Origin of the sequence: Peribacillus sp. NPDC094092, assembly GCF_050279365.1 — a bacterium.
Classification (GTDB): Bacteria; Bacillota; Bacilli; order Bacillales; family DSM-1321; genus Peribacillus.
On the sequence record NZ_JBNNUC010000001.1, the window covers coordinates 821778 to 838364 of the forward strand.

General features: G+C 35.5%; 12 protein-coding genes. 5 read left to right on the forward strand and 7 right to left on the reverse strand.

The genetic code is table 11. The features are described from left to right. Nucleotides 1–71 precede the first annotated feature (71 nt). Complete coding sequence (locus ACQKNS_RS03875) at nt 72–1112, forward strand: YeiH family protein (protein WP_427641286.1); 1041 nt, start codon at nt 72–74, stop codon at nt 1110–1112. A 258-nt stretch (nt 1113–1370) separates the two neighbouring features. Continuing rightward, nucleotides 1371–1541, forward strand: coding sequence for a hypothetical protein (locus tag ACQKNS_RS03880; RefSeq protein WP_427641287.1), 171 nt, complete (start codon nt 1371–1373; stop codon nt 1539–1541). A 1130-nt stretch (nt 1542–2671) separates the two neighbouring features. On the opposite strand, the gene ACQKNS_RS03885 is transcribed toward ACQKNS_RS03880, so the two are convergent. Further along, complete coding sequence (locus ACQKNS_RS03885) at nt 2672–3736, reverse strand: sulfite oxidase (RefSeq protein WP_427641288.1); 1065 nt, start codon at nt 3734–3736, stop codon at nt 2672–2674. Between the two features lie 1225 nt (nt 3737–4961). Between ACQKNS_RS03885 and ACQKNS_RS03890 the strand changes: the two genes are divergently transcribed. After that, on the forward strand, nt 4962–5888 hold the full coding sequence (locus ACQKNS_RS03890; protein ID WP_427641290.1) for a LysR family transcriptional regulator: 927 nt from the start codon (nt 4962–4964) through the stop codon (nt 5886–5888). Nucleotides 5889–6035: 147 nt separating this feature from the next. On the opposite strand, the gene ACQKNS_RS03895 is transcribed toward ACQKNS_RS03890, so the two are convergent. Beyond that, on the reverse strand, nt 6036–7343 hold the full coding sequence (locus ACQKNS_RS03895; protein ID WP_427641291.1) for an MFS transporter: 1308 nt from the start codon (nt 7341–7343) through the stop codon (nt 6036–6038). Between the two features lie 76 nt (nt 7344–7419). Beyond that, nucleotides 7420–9045 carry a long-chain fatty acid--CoA ligase gene (locus ACQKNS_RS03900; RefSeq protein ID WP_427641292.1) on the reverse strand — a complete coding sequence of 542 codons (1626 nt, stop codon included), beginning with the start codon at nt 9043–9045 and terminating at the stop codon, nt 7420–7422. Nucleotides 9046–9829: 784 nt separating this feature from the next. Between ACQKNS_RS03900 and ACQKNS_RS03905 the strand changes: the two genes are divergently transcribed. After that, nucleotides 9830–10282 carry a hypothetical protein gene (locus ACQKNS_RS03905; protein ID WP_427641293.1) on the forward strand — a complete coding sequence of 151 codons (453 nt, stop codon included), beginning with the start codon at nt 9830–9832 and terminating at the stop codon, nt 10280–10282. A 571-nt stretch (nt 10283–10853) separates the two neighbouring features. Here ACQKNS_RS03905 and ACQKNS_RS03910 read toward each other — a convergent pair. The 3 genes from ACQKNS_RS03910 to ACQKNS_RS03920 form a co-directional block, all read right to left on the reverse strand. Next, the gene (locus tag ACQKNS_RS03910) at nt 10854–11168 is read right to left on the reverse strand and encodes an MTH1187 family thiamine-binding protein (protein ID WP_192204175.1); all 315 of its coding nucleotides are present in this window, start codon (nt 11166–11168) and stop codon (nt 10854–10856) included. Nucleotides 11169–11523: 355 nt separating this feature from the next. After that, nucleotides 11524–12690 (reverse strand): MFS transporter, encoded by a 1167-nt coding sequence (locus tag ACQKNS_RS03915; RefSeq protein ID WP_427641294.1) that lies wholly within the window; start codon nt 12688–12690, stop codon nt 11524–11526. 505 nt (nt 12691–13195) lie between these two features. Then, a complete protein-coding gene (locus tag ACQKNS_RS03920; protein WP_427641295.1) occupies nt 13196–14572 on the reverse strand; it encodes a PLP-dependent aminotransferase family protein in 1377 nt (458 codons plus the stop codon). Between the two features lie 157 nt (nt 14573–14729). Between ACQKNS_RS03920 and ACQKNS_RS03925 the strand changes: the two genes are divergently transcribed. After that, nucleotides 14730–15632, forward strand: a complete 903-nt coding sequence (locus ACQKNS_RS03925) for a DMT family transporter (RefSeq protein ID WP_427642122.1) — start codon at nt 14730–14732, stop codon at nt 15630–15632. Nucleotides 15633–16069: 437 nt separating this feature from the next. Here ACQKNS_RS03925 and ACQKNS_RS03930 read toward each other — a convergent pair whose 3' ends face one another. Beyond that, the gene (locus ACQKNS_RS03930; RefSeq protein WP_427641296.1) at nt 16070–16285 is read right to left on the reverse strand and encodes a hypothetical protein; all 216 of its coding nucleotides are present in this window, start codon (nt 16283–16285) and stop codon (nt 16070–16072) included. Between the last annotated feature and the right edge of the window lie 302 nt (nt 16286–16587).

Below are 16587 nucleotides of genomic sequence, written 5' to 3' on the forward strand. Positions count from 1 at the left end.
ATTTATTTTCCTTATTGTAAATCATTAGTTACGATAAATTACAAATAATCCAAATAAGGGGTTGAAAAACATTGGAACAAAAAGCGTTAATAACTCCCAGTCCAAATGAGCAGAAAAAAGCGGCAAAAAAGCTAAATGTATCTTTGGTTTCTGGAATTGGTTTTACATTCATCATAGCCGTGTTAGGTTTTATTTTGGCAGCGTTACCAGGTTTAAATCATATTGGACCTCTTGCGTGTGCCATTTTACTAGCTGTGGTTTATAGACAGGTTTTTGGATATCCGGAAAAATTACGTACTGGTATTCATTTTTCATCAAAAAAACTATTGAGATTTGCCATCATACTTTATGGATTAAAGCTTAACATGATTGTGATATTTCATCAGGGTTTCCCTCTATTGCTTAGAGGGACAATAACGATCATTTTTTCAATTGTTGTTCTTATGATCATTGCAAAATGGCTGAAGGCAGATTTTAATCTTTCTTTATTATTAAGTGTCGGCACAGGCATTTGTGGTGCGGCTGCCATCGCGGCCGTATCGCCAATTATTAAAGCAAAAGATGAAGATACGGCTATGGGAGTAGGCATCATCGCATTAGTCGGCACAGTGTTTTCAATAATCTATACGTTAATATATCCTATTTTATCTATTGGTCCTATGAACTACGGAAATTGGGTTGGAATCAGCCTACACGAGATAGGCCATGTTGCTTTAGCTGCTGCACCGGCAGGCCAAGATGCTCTTGCTCACGCATTACTTGCCAAACTTACACGAGTATTCCTATTGATTCCGGTTTGCTTTATCCTCATGTTTTTGATGAAAACGAAAGGAAAAATAGAAGGGGAGGCAAGATTCGAGTTTCCATGGTTTTTAATTGGCTTTATCGTTATGAGTTTTGTGGGGAGCTATATCATTGGTAATAAGGTTATGGTATCGCAAAAAGTGATGTCTGATATTGCAGGGTTCACATCATTTATGTTAACCATGTCAATGACCGGATTAGGATTAAATATTAGCCTGAAAGAATTACGTACCAAAGCAATACGTCCACTTATCGCCATTATTATTACATCATTTCTTTTATCATCGCTAACGTATATTAGTCTTTAACGAAGTATAAAAAGGTGAATTTTCACCCATTGCAATACATGTATAACGTCATGAATATGTTCTAACCGAATATTTTTTAACTCATAATAGATTCATGGATCATAGCAAATTCGTAATTTCCTTGTTGAAATTCTGAATAATATCTGTAAGGTTTTGCTCAACTAATTTAAGTCATCATCATATCTTTTAGCATAAAATTAAAATATATAGTGAATTAATAATTACGTTAATCTGATGAAAAAGGAGATGAATATAAGTATGCTTGATAACCCATTGAATAAAGAGAATTACGGAACCTATATAGAGTCAGTTGAAGGTGAAGCTGCCATCAGCTCACCTAATGAACAATCCGACGCCCCTCCAATAACTCAGACAAAAGATCCTGAATTCGATCTTTTCGGCACAGGATTAAATGAGTATCCGTTTTAATTTAGATTCCTTATCACATGATACCTAACGAAAATAGTTGATGTTACCAAGGCATTTCATCGCTGCATTCGTTTTAAAGAACTCATCGCTCGCTCATTGGGATGGTTTGTTTAGGGTACCATGTCAATTTTCTTTACGGAAGTTACTGTAATGCATTATATATAAATAACAAAAAGAAATGGAAGTCCATATTGGTAGGCCATTGATATTAGGATGCAGAAGAGCAGCTGCCAGCCCATAACTTGATTTAATGATCATACGAACATACTCTAATGTAGTATCAGGATACTGGTCAGTGGTAGGTAATGTTCTAAGGAGAAGTAGACTATGAACAAACGAAAAATAAATTATTGTTGTGGTGTAAATCGAGGGTTGAGGGAGAAAGGGGCCAAAATTCGAAAATGGTCAAATATTTTTGGGTTACAATGTGCAAAAGTAAATGTTGGACCGCCAGCTACTGGATCAGTTTCCACTCCGTCAGGTCCAACTCCTCCGCCCACAGTGGGCTATAGTAGCGTAAGTATTTATAATTGCCATACTGATAGGAGGGGTAATGACGGCTCAGATTTGCAGCCAGTAGCCACTCTAAATCATCAATATAATGATATTGGCACTTGTGTCCTGAAGGAGAGCCTCATGTGTTGGAACTGAAAAATGGCGTATCGAATCATGTTTTTGTGTTGATGTGGGAACTGGAGAATGCGGAGTAAATGTTCCCACTCCAGTTACGTGCCGTGATACGAATTTTCACTACTCACTTCCCCATGCTCCATCAAATTCGTTTCACTTAATAAAACCCAAACATCCCAAATAAATAGGAACCCCCATCTAAGACTGGAAGTTCAAAAAACAATAGCGTTATCAATATTACCCAAAAAGACAATACTAAGTTTGATAATTTAGCCTAACGCGTTTGTCGCATAACATAGTATTCTTAATGAACTATATTGCCCTATAGTTCATTAAGGATATATTAGTTCCTTATAATTTTTTTCATGGATTAAAACAATCGATTTACCTAATTTCAGCGATATTCAAAATTCTGATTTTTTCTACTATCCCTGACTCGATTGGATAACTTATATTTCTTCTTGATTATTACTACCAGGGTAACAAAATTTTTTATAAAGTTATTCTACCTTTACTTTAATTTTATCAATGGCATTATACCCATAACCTTTTTTATTCCAAAATGGTAAATTAGGCTGCATTTGACCATACGAATCAGTTGCCCTGGATTTAATCGTATACTCACCTTTTTCTAATATAGTCCAGTTAAATGACCAACTAACCCATCCATACCCCATATTCTTATCAGGTATTAAATCCGCCTTTCTCCATGTATACCCCTCATCCATACTAACTTCAATCTTTGTAATTACTCCTTTTCCTGTCCATGCAATCCCTTTTATTAAATGTTTACCAGTATTTAAAATGTCCATATCCAGCGGTTTTTGGATAGTCGAATTGATATTTATTGTTGTGACCGGAAATGAATTTTGATCATTGTCTTCATTTGGATAATACACGTAATCAATTGTTTGGAAAGGCCCATTGAATTTTGAATTAATTACACTGATCTGCTTTATCCACTTAACAGATGCCATTGCATACCACTGCGGAACTATTAACCTCAGTGGATAACCATGTTTAAATGGGATTGGCCGATTATTATACTCATAAGCAATAATGGTATCCGGATGCAGTGCTTTCTCGATGGGCAAACTCCTGGTGTAGGTGTAAACCTCATCTAGATCGGTCCTATTTCCATAATCATAACCCTCCACGACAACTTCTTTAGCCCCTTCACCAAGTCCAGATAGTTCAAGGAAGGTTCGTAATGGTACACCTTTCCAACTACCTTGGCTAATAGCTCCCTTTCCCCATTGTTCCCCAAATATTTTAGGTTCGAATAGATTACGCTTGTCACCCGAGCATTCAAGGACAACTTCCAGCGTTTTTGCCGGGTATTGAAGAATGTCTTGCATGGACAGAAGTAAAGGAGCGGATACGAACCCATTTATAGGGAGCCAATAGTTTGAATAAGTAAGAGTGGGATACGAAAAGTGGTTCCTTCTATAAAATAATTGGTTTTCCATGCTATCATTATTGATGAATTGAATCGGTGTCTCCTGATTTTCCGGCAGCAAACTACGAGTCAATAAATAGGGTTTCACTTTATGTGGATTTGTCATAATTCCCCCCTGATTATAATGAATCATTATAGATACGTTCGTTACAGCCTAATTAGGTTATTGGATTAATAGCCCTAAAGAGTATTTACATGCTATCTGATCAGCAGGAATACCAAAAGTTATTGTACGTATATTTTTTATTTGCATTTGTCTTTAGGTTATTAATCCCATTGCATATTTCAGTACTTTCGGCGCCTTTTTAATTCCTTCAGTTCCAATAAAACTGCTCGCACTCGCTATTAATACACTTGAAGAAATGAATTTGACCACATAAAAAATTCCTGATCCAATAATTAGATCTAGGATTAAAAACCTTTTAATTGTTGAGCCTTTTATTATATAAATAACGATTTGGTCGTTTTTCTTCCTACCCAGCATTGTCACATCCTTATCTTTTTCCTAAATGTTATGAAAAAGAGGGGTTGTCATATTCTTCTGTATCATTTAATGCCGAAGCGACACGTACAAAATTTCAGAAAGCTGTTCTTTCCCTTTTAAACTGTCTGTAGTGCTATCCTCACGAAGCAGGCTCTCCGGTCCAATAATTAGCAAGATTGGATATTTTTCATGAATATCCAGTCGGACAAACCTTCCTAAATAAGAACGAACGCTCCTATTTTTCGGAAAATGAAATATAAGAATTTTCATGCCGAAATAAAAAAAATTTCAAGGATGCTGGCCAGGGGTATTTTAAAAATTCTTAACCCTCAAACCGGATGAAACACAGATTGTTGACTTTGAACGCTGAATTTTATTTTAACAGCCTCTTTTAATTCTTTAACTGGTTTAAAAATAGAAGCAAATGAGGTAATTATTTTCAGAACTTGCAATAGTCCGATAAACAGAAATATGTAAACAGAAGTGAATAAACATTCTACAGGACATGTACCTACTAAATTTGTTGGTGAGTAAATTTATAACCATAACACAGGGAACTATGTTTCTATTCTTCATGTGTGTCAAATTTATGTGGCAACACATGGGTTGCTGGGGGGATTGGTTATTAATAAATTGTTGTAATCAACCTTTGACTTTGTTAAGACACCAAACTTTCCTTATGATAATTAACAAGAAAGAAGGATTTGTTCAATCAACAACACATCGAGCTCATTGATTGATTATAAGAGTTCTGTTTCTATTAATAGAAATAAACAATGGTTAGCATATATAGTTTTGTTATAATGAAATTTATAGAAGTATATTTAATCCAAAAGGTGGCTTTTTTATGCATATTGAACAATTTGAATATGTAATTGAGATAGCTAAGAGGGGGAACATTTCCAAAGCCGCCGATAAGCTGCATGTTTCTCATTCTGCTGTAAGTCAGGCGATATCCAACCTCGAATCAGAACTTGGTATCCCAATCTTTATCCGGTCTCGTTCAGGAACCACGTTCACTGATAAAGGAGAAGCAGTCCTAAAATTATCGAACGAGATTCTGAACAAAATCAAGGAGTTAAAAGAGTTAGGGCATCATTCCAAAGATATACCAGGCAGCTTAGCCATATCAGCCTCAGCAATATTCTTTTCTACCTTTCTGCCAGAAACATTAAAAACATTCAAATTAGAATACCCACATATCCAAATAGAAATCGATTCAAATACTCTTGATCCAGTTATAGAAAAAGTTAAAAGTTTTCAAACCGATATCGGTTTAATACTGGGAACGGATGAAATCCTCAAGGAAGTATCCCATTTTGCAAATGCCCGAATTATCTATTCAATCAAGTTAATGGTTGCGGTTAGCAAGAACTCTCCATTAGCAAAAATGGATGTAATTACACCTAAAGAATTGCTTAAATACCCCTTAGTCATACGGAATGAAAGACCTCCCCGAAAAACATGGGATAAAATCTTTTCTCTGTATGGCCAAGGGAACGTATTATTTTATACAAACAATGACGAAGTAATGAAAAATGTGATAGCAAATGATTTAGCCATCTGCTTTTTTACTGATTTAATGAAAAAAGATCCATTGGTTTTAAGGGGCGATATTAGTTTAATCCCTTATTTCGATCCAATTGAAATGCCTAATTACCATCTCATCTGTATTCAGGCGAAGAATAAATACTCCTCCATCGTCGAAAAAGACTTCATTCTTCATTTGATGAAATCTCTGGAATCCTACAAAGCAGAAATACAAGACTTATAGCCACGACATTAACATGCTCCAATGTAATAAACAAAAATACACCCTTAGTAAGTAGTAAGCTATTTCAAAAACCTACTACCTACTAAGAGTATTTTGACAAGCTTTCTATAAACCGTCTGTAACGATTCACTCTTACATTATGAATGTTTAACCGATTTGAGTGGATTCTGCTTTTAATACTCTTTTTTCACTTGGTCTAAGAAGTGTTAAAGCGATTATGGAGATGATGCAACAAATCACGACATACATACTAATCGCAGATGTCGTTTTGAATTTTTCAAGTAAGGTTAAAGAAATGGTCGGTGCAAGACCTCCTGCAATAATGGAGGCAAATTGATAGGCAATTGATGATCCACTAAAGCGTAAATGCACTGGGAAAATCTCTGAAATTAATGCAGCCTGTGGACCATAAACCATTGCAGGCCCTATGCTTGCAATTATAGTAGCTAAAATAATCAAACTTTTTTCCCCTGAATTTACTAAGTAAAAATAAGGGAAAGAAAATAACAGTGTAATAATCATACCGGCAAGAGTTATATTTTTCCGATTAAATCTATCCGATAAATGAGCTGACAAGGGTACAACGACTAAGAAAACGATCGAAACAAGTAATACGGCATTCGTAATAAATTGTTTATCTAGTTTAATATGCACTGTAGCATAGTAAATTGCAAAAGTAGTATAAATGTAGAAAGGTACATTGTCCGCAAGACGAGTAAGGGCTGCAAACACAATCTCTCTAGGATATCCTTTAATAGATTCTAGTACAGGTGATTTTGCTGTGCGATTCTCCTCTTTCATTTTTGTGAATTCTGGAGACTCTTCTATGCCAAGACGAATAAATAATCCAATGAAGACTAGGACTATACTTAAAAGAAATGGAATTCTCCATCCCCATACGCCGAAGTTTTCTCCCGTTAGAAATATACAGAGTGAAACCACTGATGTAGAGATTAACATTCCAATTGGAACACCTAATTGCGTCATACTTCCCATTAAACCACGGGATTTTTCCGAGCTCCATTCAACTGAAAGGGTTACCGATCCACCCCATTCTCCTCCAACCCCGATTCCTTGGAGAAACCTAAGAATAACAAGCAAGACGGCTCCAAAAATGCCTATGGTGTCGTAGGTAGGTAATAATCCCATAACCGTGCTACTAATACCCATTAACAATAAAGAAGAAACCAAGGCCGCTTTTCGTCCAATTTTATCTCCATAAGAACTAAATATAATAGCCCCAATAGGACGAGCCAAAAATCCTACAAATAGCGTGATAAATGCTTGCAAAACCCCCATAAAAGCATTTGATTCCGGGAAGAATAATTGAGGAAAAACTAGTGCAGCCATAGTTCCATAAAGGAAAAAGTCATACCATTCGATGGAAGTCCCCACAATACTTGCAAGTGCTACTTTTTTCATCTGTTTCTTACGTGCTTGTTCATTTATCTCCATTTTCCATACCTCCTCTATAAATGTAATTTATTAATAGTTTTACATGATGAGGGAGCGTCAACGAAGGAAAAAACGATTAATGAAATTCATGATTTTTATCATTAGCTTCACTAAAAAGCTGGCGTAAAAAATTCTTATTATACTTCCCATTGGCATTTTTAGGTAAATCATTTGTAAATACATATCGATCTGGCAGCCACCATTTAGGGAATTTTGCTGCTAACCATCGGGTTAACTCTTCTTCAATCAAAGTTTTATTTCCTTCTTGTTTAAGAACAATATACGCTAAGGGACGCTCTAGCCATTTCTCGTCAGGCATAGCAACAACACAAGCTTCTGCCACTTCTGGATGAGCGATTAGTTCATTTTCAAGTTGAACCGAGGAAATCCATTCCCCGCCGCTCTTAATCATATCTTTATTCCTATCTACAATTCGAATAGATCCTTGATTGTTGATTGTGGCGATGTCACCGCTCTTCCACCAACCATCGACGAATGAAGATGAAGAACGTTCATCATTAATATACTGGTTTGCAACCCACGGGCCACGGGCCATTATCTCTCCCATTTGTTGATCATCCCATAAGATTTCTTCTCCAAATTCATCCACGATTTTCATTTCAATTCCAGGTATTAGGGTCCCTTGTCTTGCACGTAATTGAATATTTTCACTTTCAGAACGATTTTCTTGGTCTTTTCTATAATGTAAAAATGAAATTAATGGGGAGGTTTCAGTTGCACCATACCCTTGGACTACGGGTACGCCATATTTATAAAAGAGCTTTTCAATTATTGCCTTGGGTGGCGCCTGGCCCCCAAGAAAAAGCGCTCTCAAACTAGAAATTCGATAAGGATTTTCTTCTAAAATATTTACCATTTCCACGCCAAGTGTGACAGCTCCAGCAGCTAAAGAGACACTCTCAGATTCTGTTAATGACAATAACTGATGAACACTCGGACGTTGACCTGGCAAGACCAATTTAGCCCCAGTAGCTATAGCTGCATAAGGCAGCCCCCAAGCATTTACATGGAACATGGGGACCATTGGCATAATGCAATCTTTCTCTGAAATTCCGGTTACATCCTTATAAAGTAATGCTGAAGTATATAAATACAGACTTCTTTGAGTATAGGAGACTCCTTTAGGAAGCCCTGTGGTAGCGGATGTAAAGCAAATGGTTGCAGGTGTATTTTCGTCCAGTATTTCAAGTTCGAAGTGCGGTTCTGCCTGTTCAAGAAGCTCTTCATAACAATAAAGTGGCGAGAGCTTAGTTAGGGGAAGGTTCTTACCAAGGAACACGTAGGCCTCGATATTAGGTAATTGTTTTGAAACCGCTTCCAAAATTGGCAATAAATCTTCATCGAAAAATATAACCTTATCTTCAGCATGGTTAATGGTATAAACAATTTCCGGATTACCATATCGAATATTAACGGTATGCAGTGCTGCACCATAGCATGGAACTCCTAAGTACAGCTCAAGATGTCTATGATTATTCCAGGCAAGTGAAGCAACTTTATCTCCTTTTTCTATGCCTAAAAATTTTAAAATGTTGGCTAATTTTTTTACCCTTAAATAAAAATCAGCATAATTGTAACGAAATAGCGAACCATCAGAATCTCTTGAGACAATTTCTTTATCAGGAAAGTATCTGGCAGTTCTTTCTAAAAACGTCTTTAGATTCAATTGTATCGAATTCATATACATCTCCATTTCTTGTTAAAATAAATTTGAGGTCTTTTCATTTCATTATGAAGCTTTTTTAAAATAGACTGTAAAAATCATTTTTATCGAAACGTTCCTGCCTGTTTTGCACCTCCTCATTTTGAAAATAATAGAAAATTTTGAATTATATATATATTTTATAATTTAATTTACCAAATAAAAAGTTAACAATACCAACATAAACGTAAGTATTACTTACATAACTTATCTAATATCCTTTTATTCTCATTAAACATCTTACCTAAATTAAGGATTAGACTGCCTTCTCAAATCCAGCCATTTATAGAAAACTTCATAAATCAGCTCGGAAATTATGCACTGTTATTACAGTTCCACAAAAAAACTCCCGTGAAGCTTTCGTCCACGGGAAAAATGAGTTGCATTTTTTTATTTTTGAAAGTCTGTAAGAGCTAAATTACTTTAAATTCTACAATATTTTACTTCAATATCATGCTTTGTTTTTTATACAAGTGAAAAAGTCCCCTCCACGAGCTTTGGCTTTTGCCAACGAGAGAAGTAGAAAAGGCTAGATTTCTTCTGCCCTTATCATTCATTTGAGGAAACCAATATTATTGCTGTAATTATTATTATAGTTGAAATGTATGAACATTACGGTTCCATTCACACCTTTATTGGTATCATGACCATTCCTCCTTGACGAGAATCAAAAACGAAAAAATTTTGCCCTCTATCAGGTTCTTAGTACTAATCTCTTTTTCCCTTAATAAACTTAATAAACTAACTATTTAGGAGGGGTATAATGTTTAATCAAAGGCTGGATAGTAATAGTCCACTTATTTATAAAATGAATGACGTCACCTACCAAAAGTACAAACTATATAAGAAACCATACAATCGGGAAGTATTCGTCATAAAAGATTACGGAGAAGACCGCGGTATTACCAATAAAAGTATTGCGTTATTTGAAGCAGTTAAAGATCATTTTGACCGTTTTAAGATTGCAAAAATTGTTAAAGGAATTAATAAAGACAATATTTTGCTTGATAGCGATCTCATCCTTATAGACAAAAAAGGAAATGAGCTACACCTATCTGGTTGTAGTTGCGGGTATGCTGGCACTGGTTCGCATGGAACCGTTGAAATTTTGAATAAGGCAGGATTCGAGATTGATAGAAGGTTTGTGTTTTGCGCAAAAGGATTCACTCTTTTTCATCCGAATGAAGAAAAGGAACTATATGGCGAACGTTTATAAATTATCTAACCCACTATGTAATTATCACAACCTATTTGCGGATAGTAGCCGGTAAAGTATCTACAAGAGTGCTTGGGACAAGGTAATATGCCAATTACAAAAAAAGTGAAATGATTATTCAAATAAAATGAAATGCGGTCAGCCAGCTGGCTCCCTTTCATTATTTAATAGATAAAACAAAGCCTTGGTAACTGAGAAATCAGTAATACCAAGGCTTTAAAGTGATTAATACATTGACATTAAATGAAAAACATCCTTCTCTGAAAAGTTTTTAAAGCAAGATGGAGCACTTTATATCGACCAAACTAAGTTATATCTCCGAAATACTACAATATATCGACGAAATTCAGGATATATCTCCGAAATCCAGCATTATATCAGCGAAAATCAGGATATATCTTCGAAATTCAGCAATATATCAACGAAACTAGAGATATAAAACAGTTATTCGGATAAATGGGGAATCAGACTTTTCTCCATAAGAAAAGTCCATGCGACTAGGATTTGCCTCATGGACTGGTTTGTTTCTATAATTGCTCAATATACCGATGAGACCTACTTACAAAACCTGTTATTCCTCCAGCATGCCTTTCACGCGCTTTACTTTGTCTTCCATCTTGCGTTCTTTATCACGACGGTCATCGATTCGGATATTTGTACAAACTCTAGCAAGACCTTTTTCAAAAGGTACTTCGTGCATCGCTTGGATCACTTCAAACAACTTAGGCAGGTCGCCTTCAATGATTGTATTCATGGGAGTCAGTTGAAAACGAATTTCTCCCTTTTCTTCATATTGCTTTAATACTCTTTGAATATCTGCCACATAACTGCTAACACTTGGAGTTTGTGTACCGACAGGAATAACCGTTACATCAACTATTGCCATACTTATTCACCAATCCTTTTTATGTATTAATCAAGAAGCTTACTGACATCTCTATCCTATAGACGGATGTTTTTACTATTATAACCCAAACTCCAAACTTCGCACCTACGAAAACAGATATAAACTTAGTTTGCGCTTAGTAAATCCAAGCACTTCTGCTGGTGAGAAAATCACTGTAAATCAGCGAAATAGAAAATGACACTTGTCCTAGATGCTAGGACATTAGCTGTTTTTAAACAACCCGTATAGGCTCACTAAAAGAGTTTATTTTTGAATGCTCCTTTGTAAAGCCATATTATAATCCAGCAAACAAATCCACCTCAATTAACGTAGAGGTGGATAGTTTTCTATCGATTTATATATTTTTATACCTTGACTTTTCAGTTAAATAATCCTTATATACTAAAACTGCAACAACAATAAAACTTAGACTAACAAACCTGAAAATCATCTCTAAACTAATCCATTCAGCTAAAATACCTAATACAAATGCGCTAATTCCAACACCAACATCAAAGCTTGAAAAAAAGGTTGCGTTGGCTGCGCCTCTTTTTTCTTCTCTTACATTTTGAACAGTCCACGTTAGTAAACATGGCATAACAGTTCCATAACCTGCCCCAAATAAAACCGCCGCAATGATGAGTTGAAGATCATTTGTTGCATAAGACAGGATAAAAAGTGACAAAAATCCTAACACAGCTGACATAATGATAATAGACCAAGGTCCTTTTTGGTCATACCATTTTCCCGTAAACGGACGCAGTAAAGTAGCGACAGTTGCATTGATAAGGAAGAATAGAAAAATATGATCCAATTCCTTTTGTTTTCCAAATAGAACGACAAATGTAATGATCGCTCCAAAACCAAGTGTTGTAATAACCGTCAGTAACGCTTGAAACCAGACATCTTTTTCAAAAATCATATCCAATAATCGAAATGGTTCCTTCTCAAGCTTTACAGTGGTAGGTGAATATACAAATTGTAGCGCAATTACTGCCAATAGGCTCAGTACTACTGATGACCAAATTAAAATATCGAAGGAAAAAGAGTCATAGATAAGGATGCCTATACTTGGTGCAATGATAGCCCCTACCGTTGTGGATATAGAAAAATACCCTATTCCTTCTCCTAATCGTGTCTTAGGAATTAAATCGACGACTATTGTACTATTAGCTGTGGTCGATACTCCCCACGCTGCACCATGGAAAAGTCGTAACAATAGAAGAAGCCATATAATATTAAGAAATGGATAAAGCATTGTAATAATCATTAAAGCTGCACTTGCACAAATGGCTAGACTTTTTCGCTGGTTATCAATTAAATAGTAACCTACGAAAGGTCTGATTAGAACAGCACCTATAGTAAATAATGTTGTTACTAGACCTACTTGAATGGAAGATGCATTCATGCTTAACATATAAGCCGGCAAAATAGGAAGCAACATTTCAAACCCTATAAAAGCTAATAAGTTGCTTATAAATAAAAAAAGAAATGATTTATTAAAGATTCTTTGATTTTTCATATAACTTTTCCTCGCTTCTAAATTATTTGTCTAAGTTAGAAGCGTTTGGAACACTGAAACGTTTTTCAATTGTCTAAGTTTTTTAGTCAATTGACTCACCCTCTCTAAACCTCTTAAAAATTTTCAAATAATCATATCAGAATCTCCCTTTATAAACAAGCTAATTTTTAAATTAACAACACAGTTTTTGTCATTCTATATTTATACAATTAAAAAAGATGTAATATTCATGAGGAAAACTCCTTTCAGGTAATCCATATATTACATCTTAAAATCAATTGGTATATAGTATATTATTGCAGGATCATTAGGGTTGCTTCAGAAAACATACTGAATATTTCAATCATTCTTCTGGTATTAACCCTATAGGTTACCTTTCATGAAACGGGAGTACATGATCCATAAAGAACATTGCACAATTTCCAAGTTACACAATCAACCGCATTGATAGATGCTTGGAAATCGTATAATCCTCTGATGCCCCCTCAATATAAACTTACCTATATTAAATGTGTAAAAAGTTATTGGGAGTAAAATGTTTTTTTCTACTGTCAATTAAAGCAATACTGTGAGCCAATCGCTCTACCCCTAGTTTTATTTGGCTCTTGTTCACTTGAGAGATGCACAATCGAACGATGTTTTCCTTTTTATATTCCGCTAAAAACATTCTAGAGGCATCATCAACATATACATGCTGCTCATTTAACATATGAACCACCTGTTTTGCTTTCACGTTTTCGGGCAAACTGATGGAAAGATAGAATCCGGAAGTCGGTTTTGAAAAAGAAGTATTGGCCGGCAGAAATAATTCACATGCTTCTTGAAGGATTTGCATTTTAGTTCTATATACCTCTTTAACTTTCTTGAGATGGCTATTAAACATACCGCTTTTTAAATAGATTTCTAGAGCACCTTGAGAAAGTGCTGAACTATTAAAATCCGAACTGAATTTATATCGTATGAAATTCTTAATCATTAATTCAGGAAGAACGACAGTTCCAATCCTTAACCCAGGGAGAAAAATTTTCGAAAGGCTTTTAATATAGATCACTCTCCCAGAGGGATCATATGAAAATAAGGGATCTGATTTTGAATTTGGATCAAGGTCTCCTAATATATCATCCTCCACTATATATACATCGTATTTTTCAGCTAACTCCACGATTTTTTTCTTTTCACTATTCGTATAACAATGTCCAAGTGGATTGTGAAATCTCGGTATAATATAGAAAAATTTTATATCATTATTTCGAAATATGTATTCCAGACGATCAAGATCAATCCCTTCCATTGATAATTCAATTCCAAAAGTAGTAGTTTGATGCAGATTGATCGACTCAATGAACCCGAAATAAGTAGGCTGTTCAATTAAAATATTGTTTTTCCCATTTGGAAATGGCATAGACACCAATAAATTAAGGGCTTGCTGCGAGCCAGATACAACGACCACTCTTTCTGGTTGAGTGAAAACCTGTAAATTTTGCAGATATTTCACCAATTGTACCCGTAGTGAGTAAAGCCCTTGTTGATCGGAGTATGTAAAAAGCTCTTCTTTATAATGGTCAATTGCTTGATTCATACAATGTTGAAATTCCACATAAGGCATAACATTTTTATCCGGACCGGCAGACAAAAAATCAATCACCTCATTTTCTTCCGGCGCTTTTTGGTATTCATTCACAACATAGTAGCCGCTTTTAGGAACAGAATAAATTACATGCTCTTTTTCAAGTTCTGCGTATGCTTTAATGACCGTATTTTTGCTACATGAAAAATAATCAGATAACTGACGAACAGAAGGCAGTTTACTGCCTGCAATTAGCGAACCATCTTCCAATCGAAGCTTAATGTCTTCCATTATCTTTATATATTTTGAATTCATTAATGATCCCCCTCCAACTGTACCAGGACAGATAGGTAAAAAAACGGTTTAATTTTATTGAATGTACTCATAGTATGTTAATTATAACAAAACTGTTTTTAAGATAAATAAAAAACGGTACAGATTTGGTACAAAGTATGAATGGAGGTCAGAAATGATGCAGGGAGAAACAAGAGGAAAATTCGGATTATTTTTGGGGTTGGTGGGGGTCATTTGTTTTAGCTTAACACTCCCTTCTACAAGTATTGCAGTAGAATATTTTGGGACTACGATCGTTGGTTTAGGAAGAACAGTTGTAGCCGCTATTTTAGTAGCCGTGGTACTAATTGTTCGAAAGGAAAAACTGCCTTCTCTTCGCCAATTCAAACGTCTAATCATTGTTGCTTTTGGTGCGGTTTTAGGATTTCCTCTCCTCACTTCTTGGGCAATGGAATCCTTGCCTGTTTCTCATGGAGCTGTGGAATTAGCTCTGTTACCGTTAGCGACAGCCGGATTTGCTATATTTAGGGCAGGTGAAATCCCATCTCTCAAATTCTGGATTTCAAGTATGATCAGCTCATTAGCGGTAATTATGTATGCACTTCATCTTGGATTCGGCCAATTGCAATTTGCCGATTTAGCTTTACTGGCAGCAGTGATCATTCTGGGACTTAGTTACGCAGAAGGAGGAGAATTAGCGAAAGAATTAGGTAGCTGGCAAGTGATTGCTTGGGCAATTATGATCGGTGCTCCATTTTTCATTATTCCAGTTGGGCTAAACCTGACAACTGAAATGCTTCATGCCCCAATACAAGCTTGGATTAGTTTTATTTATCTCGCAGTGGTTAGTCAATTTCTAGCATATGTTGCTTGGTATAGCGGAATGGCCATGGGCGGGATAGCAAGAGTCAGTCAGATTCAATATTTACAACCGTTTTTGATGATTCTATTTGCAACAGTATTTCTAGATGAATCCATCACAATTTTCACACTTGTAATAGCAGTTATTGTTGTCTTTTCTGTTATATTAGGCAAAAATGCACCCGTGTCAAAAAACGGAGCTGTATCAGAGAAAAGCTAACTTAATGAAAGTTAGCCTTTAGAAGACTAAATTGTATAGATGAGAAATGGTCATGAATATAGACTTAACTAGAAATACATCAAAAATCAAACTGCCTTAGCTATTTTTCATGGCCTGCATTGTTCTCTCTCTTCATCTTGTCATGAGACGGATAAAGCAGTAATAATATGGAATGATGTGACCGTTCATGAGAAGTCGAACTGCAAGAAGATCAATATAAGTTAATTAGCGCCCTACAAGATATGGTATCTAAGCACGAAGCATCTGACTTAAATCCCATATTGTAAAATACTTATTTGTAAAAGCATTCATATTCATTGCTCTTCCAGATCTCCACGACTTAGCTTCACTGGCTTCTTAACCGGTTTTTTCTCATCATGGTTCATCGTTCTCACCCCAATAAAAAAAGCACCCAAAGTAATGGGTGCCTTCTCCTTTTATTCGTCAATTTTGAATTCTTTCAATAAATCATTTCTATACGAAATTGCATCTCGTTCAAAGACTTTTTTAAACCTATCTTCGTACTCTTCGCGGGTTATTAGTCCTTTTTCACCCAGTAATTCTACTATAGCTCTAACCCTTACTCTACTCGACACTAATTCGTTTGTCATATTGGATAATAAAATACCGATTTTCTCATATTCATCATTCATTTTTTCATCCCCTTTGTTTAACTAATTTGACAAAGGGGACTAATTCCCTGCAAAGAAAAGCACCAAAAAAAATAGATGATTTTCAATAGATATAATATATAAAATAAAGGCGGGCTGTCGGTTCCTCTTTTACACCCTCCATTTAACTATGAGCCATATAAGCATAGCACCCAACCACAATCATCTCCGATTATGGAAAACTTTATGGTTCATTTTTTACGGTCTCCTTTATTGCACAAGCCGTACCACATAACAATAGGTGGTACGGCTTTGTTGATTAAAAAATATTTTCCTACACGAAT

What these genes read in the sequence shown, in the direction of transcription:
- ACQKNS_RS03880 (WP_427641287.1), top strand. Translation starts at nt 1,371, where the DNA reads ATGCTTGATAACCCATTGAATAAAGAGAATTACGGAACCTATATAGAG.
- ACQKNS_RS03885 (WP_427641288.1), bottom strand. Translation starts at nt 3,736, where the DNA reads ATGACAAATCCACATAAAGTGAAACCCTATTTATTGACTCGTAGTTTG.
- ACQKNS_RS03890 (WP_427641290.1), top strand. Translation starts at nt 4,962, where the DNA reads ATGCATATTGAACAATTTGAATATGTAATTGAGATAGCTAAGAGGGGG.
- ACQKNS_RS03895 (WP_427641291.1), bottom strand. Translation starts at nt 7,343, where the DNA reads ATGGAGATAAATGAACAAGCACGTAAGAAACAGATGAAAAAAGTAGCA.
- ACQKNS_RS03900 (WP_427641292.1), bottom strand. Translation starts at nt 9,045, where the DNA reads ATGAATTCGATACAATTGAATCTAAAGACGTTTTTAGAAAGAACTGCC.
- ACQKNS_RS03905 (WP_427641293.1), top strand. Translation starts at nt 9,830, where the DNA reads ATGTTTAATCAAAGGCTGGATAGTAATAGTCCACTTATTTATAAAATG.
- ACQKNS_RS03910 (WP_192204175.1), bottom strand. Translation starts at nt 11,168, where the DNA reads ATGGCAATAGTTGATGTAACGGTTATTCCTGTCGGTACACAAACTCCA.
- ACQKNS_RS03915 (WP_427641294.1), bottom strand. Translation starts at nt 12,690, where the DNA reads ATGAAAAATCAAAGAATCTTTAATAAATCATTTCTTTTTTTATTTATA.
- ACQKNS_RS03920 (WP_427641295.1), bottom strand. Translation starts at nt 14,572, where the DNA reads ATGAATTCAAAATATATAAAGATAATGGAAGACATTAAGCTTCGATTG.
- ACQKNS_RS03925 (WP_427642122.1), top strand. Translation starts at nt 14,730, where the DNA reads ATGCAGGGAGAAACAAGAGGAAAATTCGGATTATTTTTGGGGTTGGTG.
- ACQKNS_RS03930 (WP_427641296.1), bottom strand. Translation starts at nt 16,285, where the DNA reads ATGAATGATGAATATGAGAAAATCGGTATTTTATTATCCAATATGACA.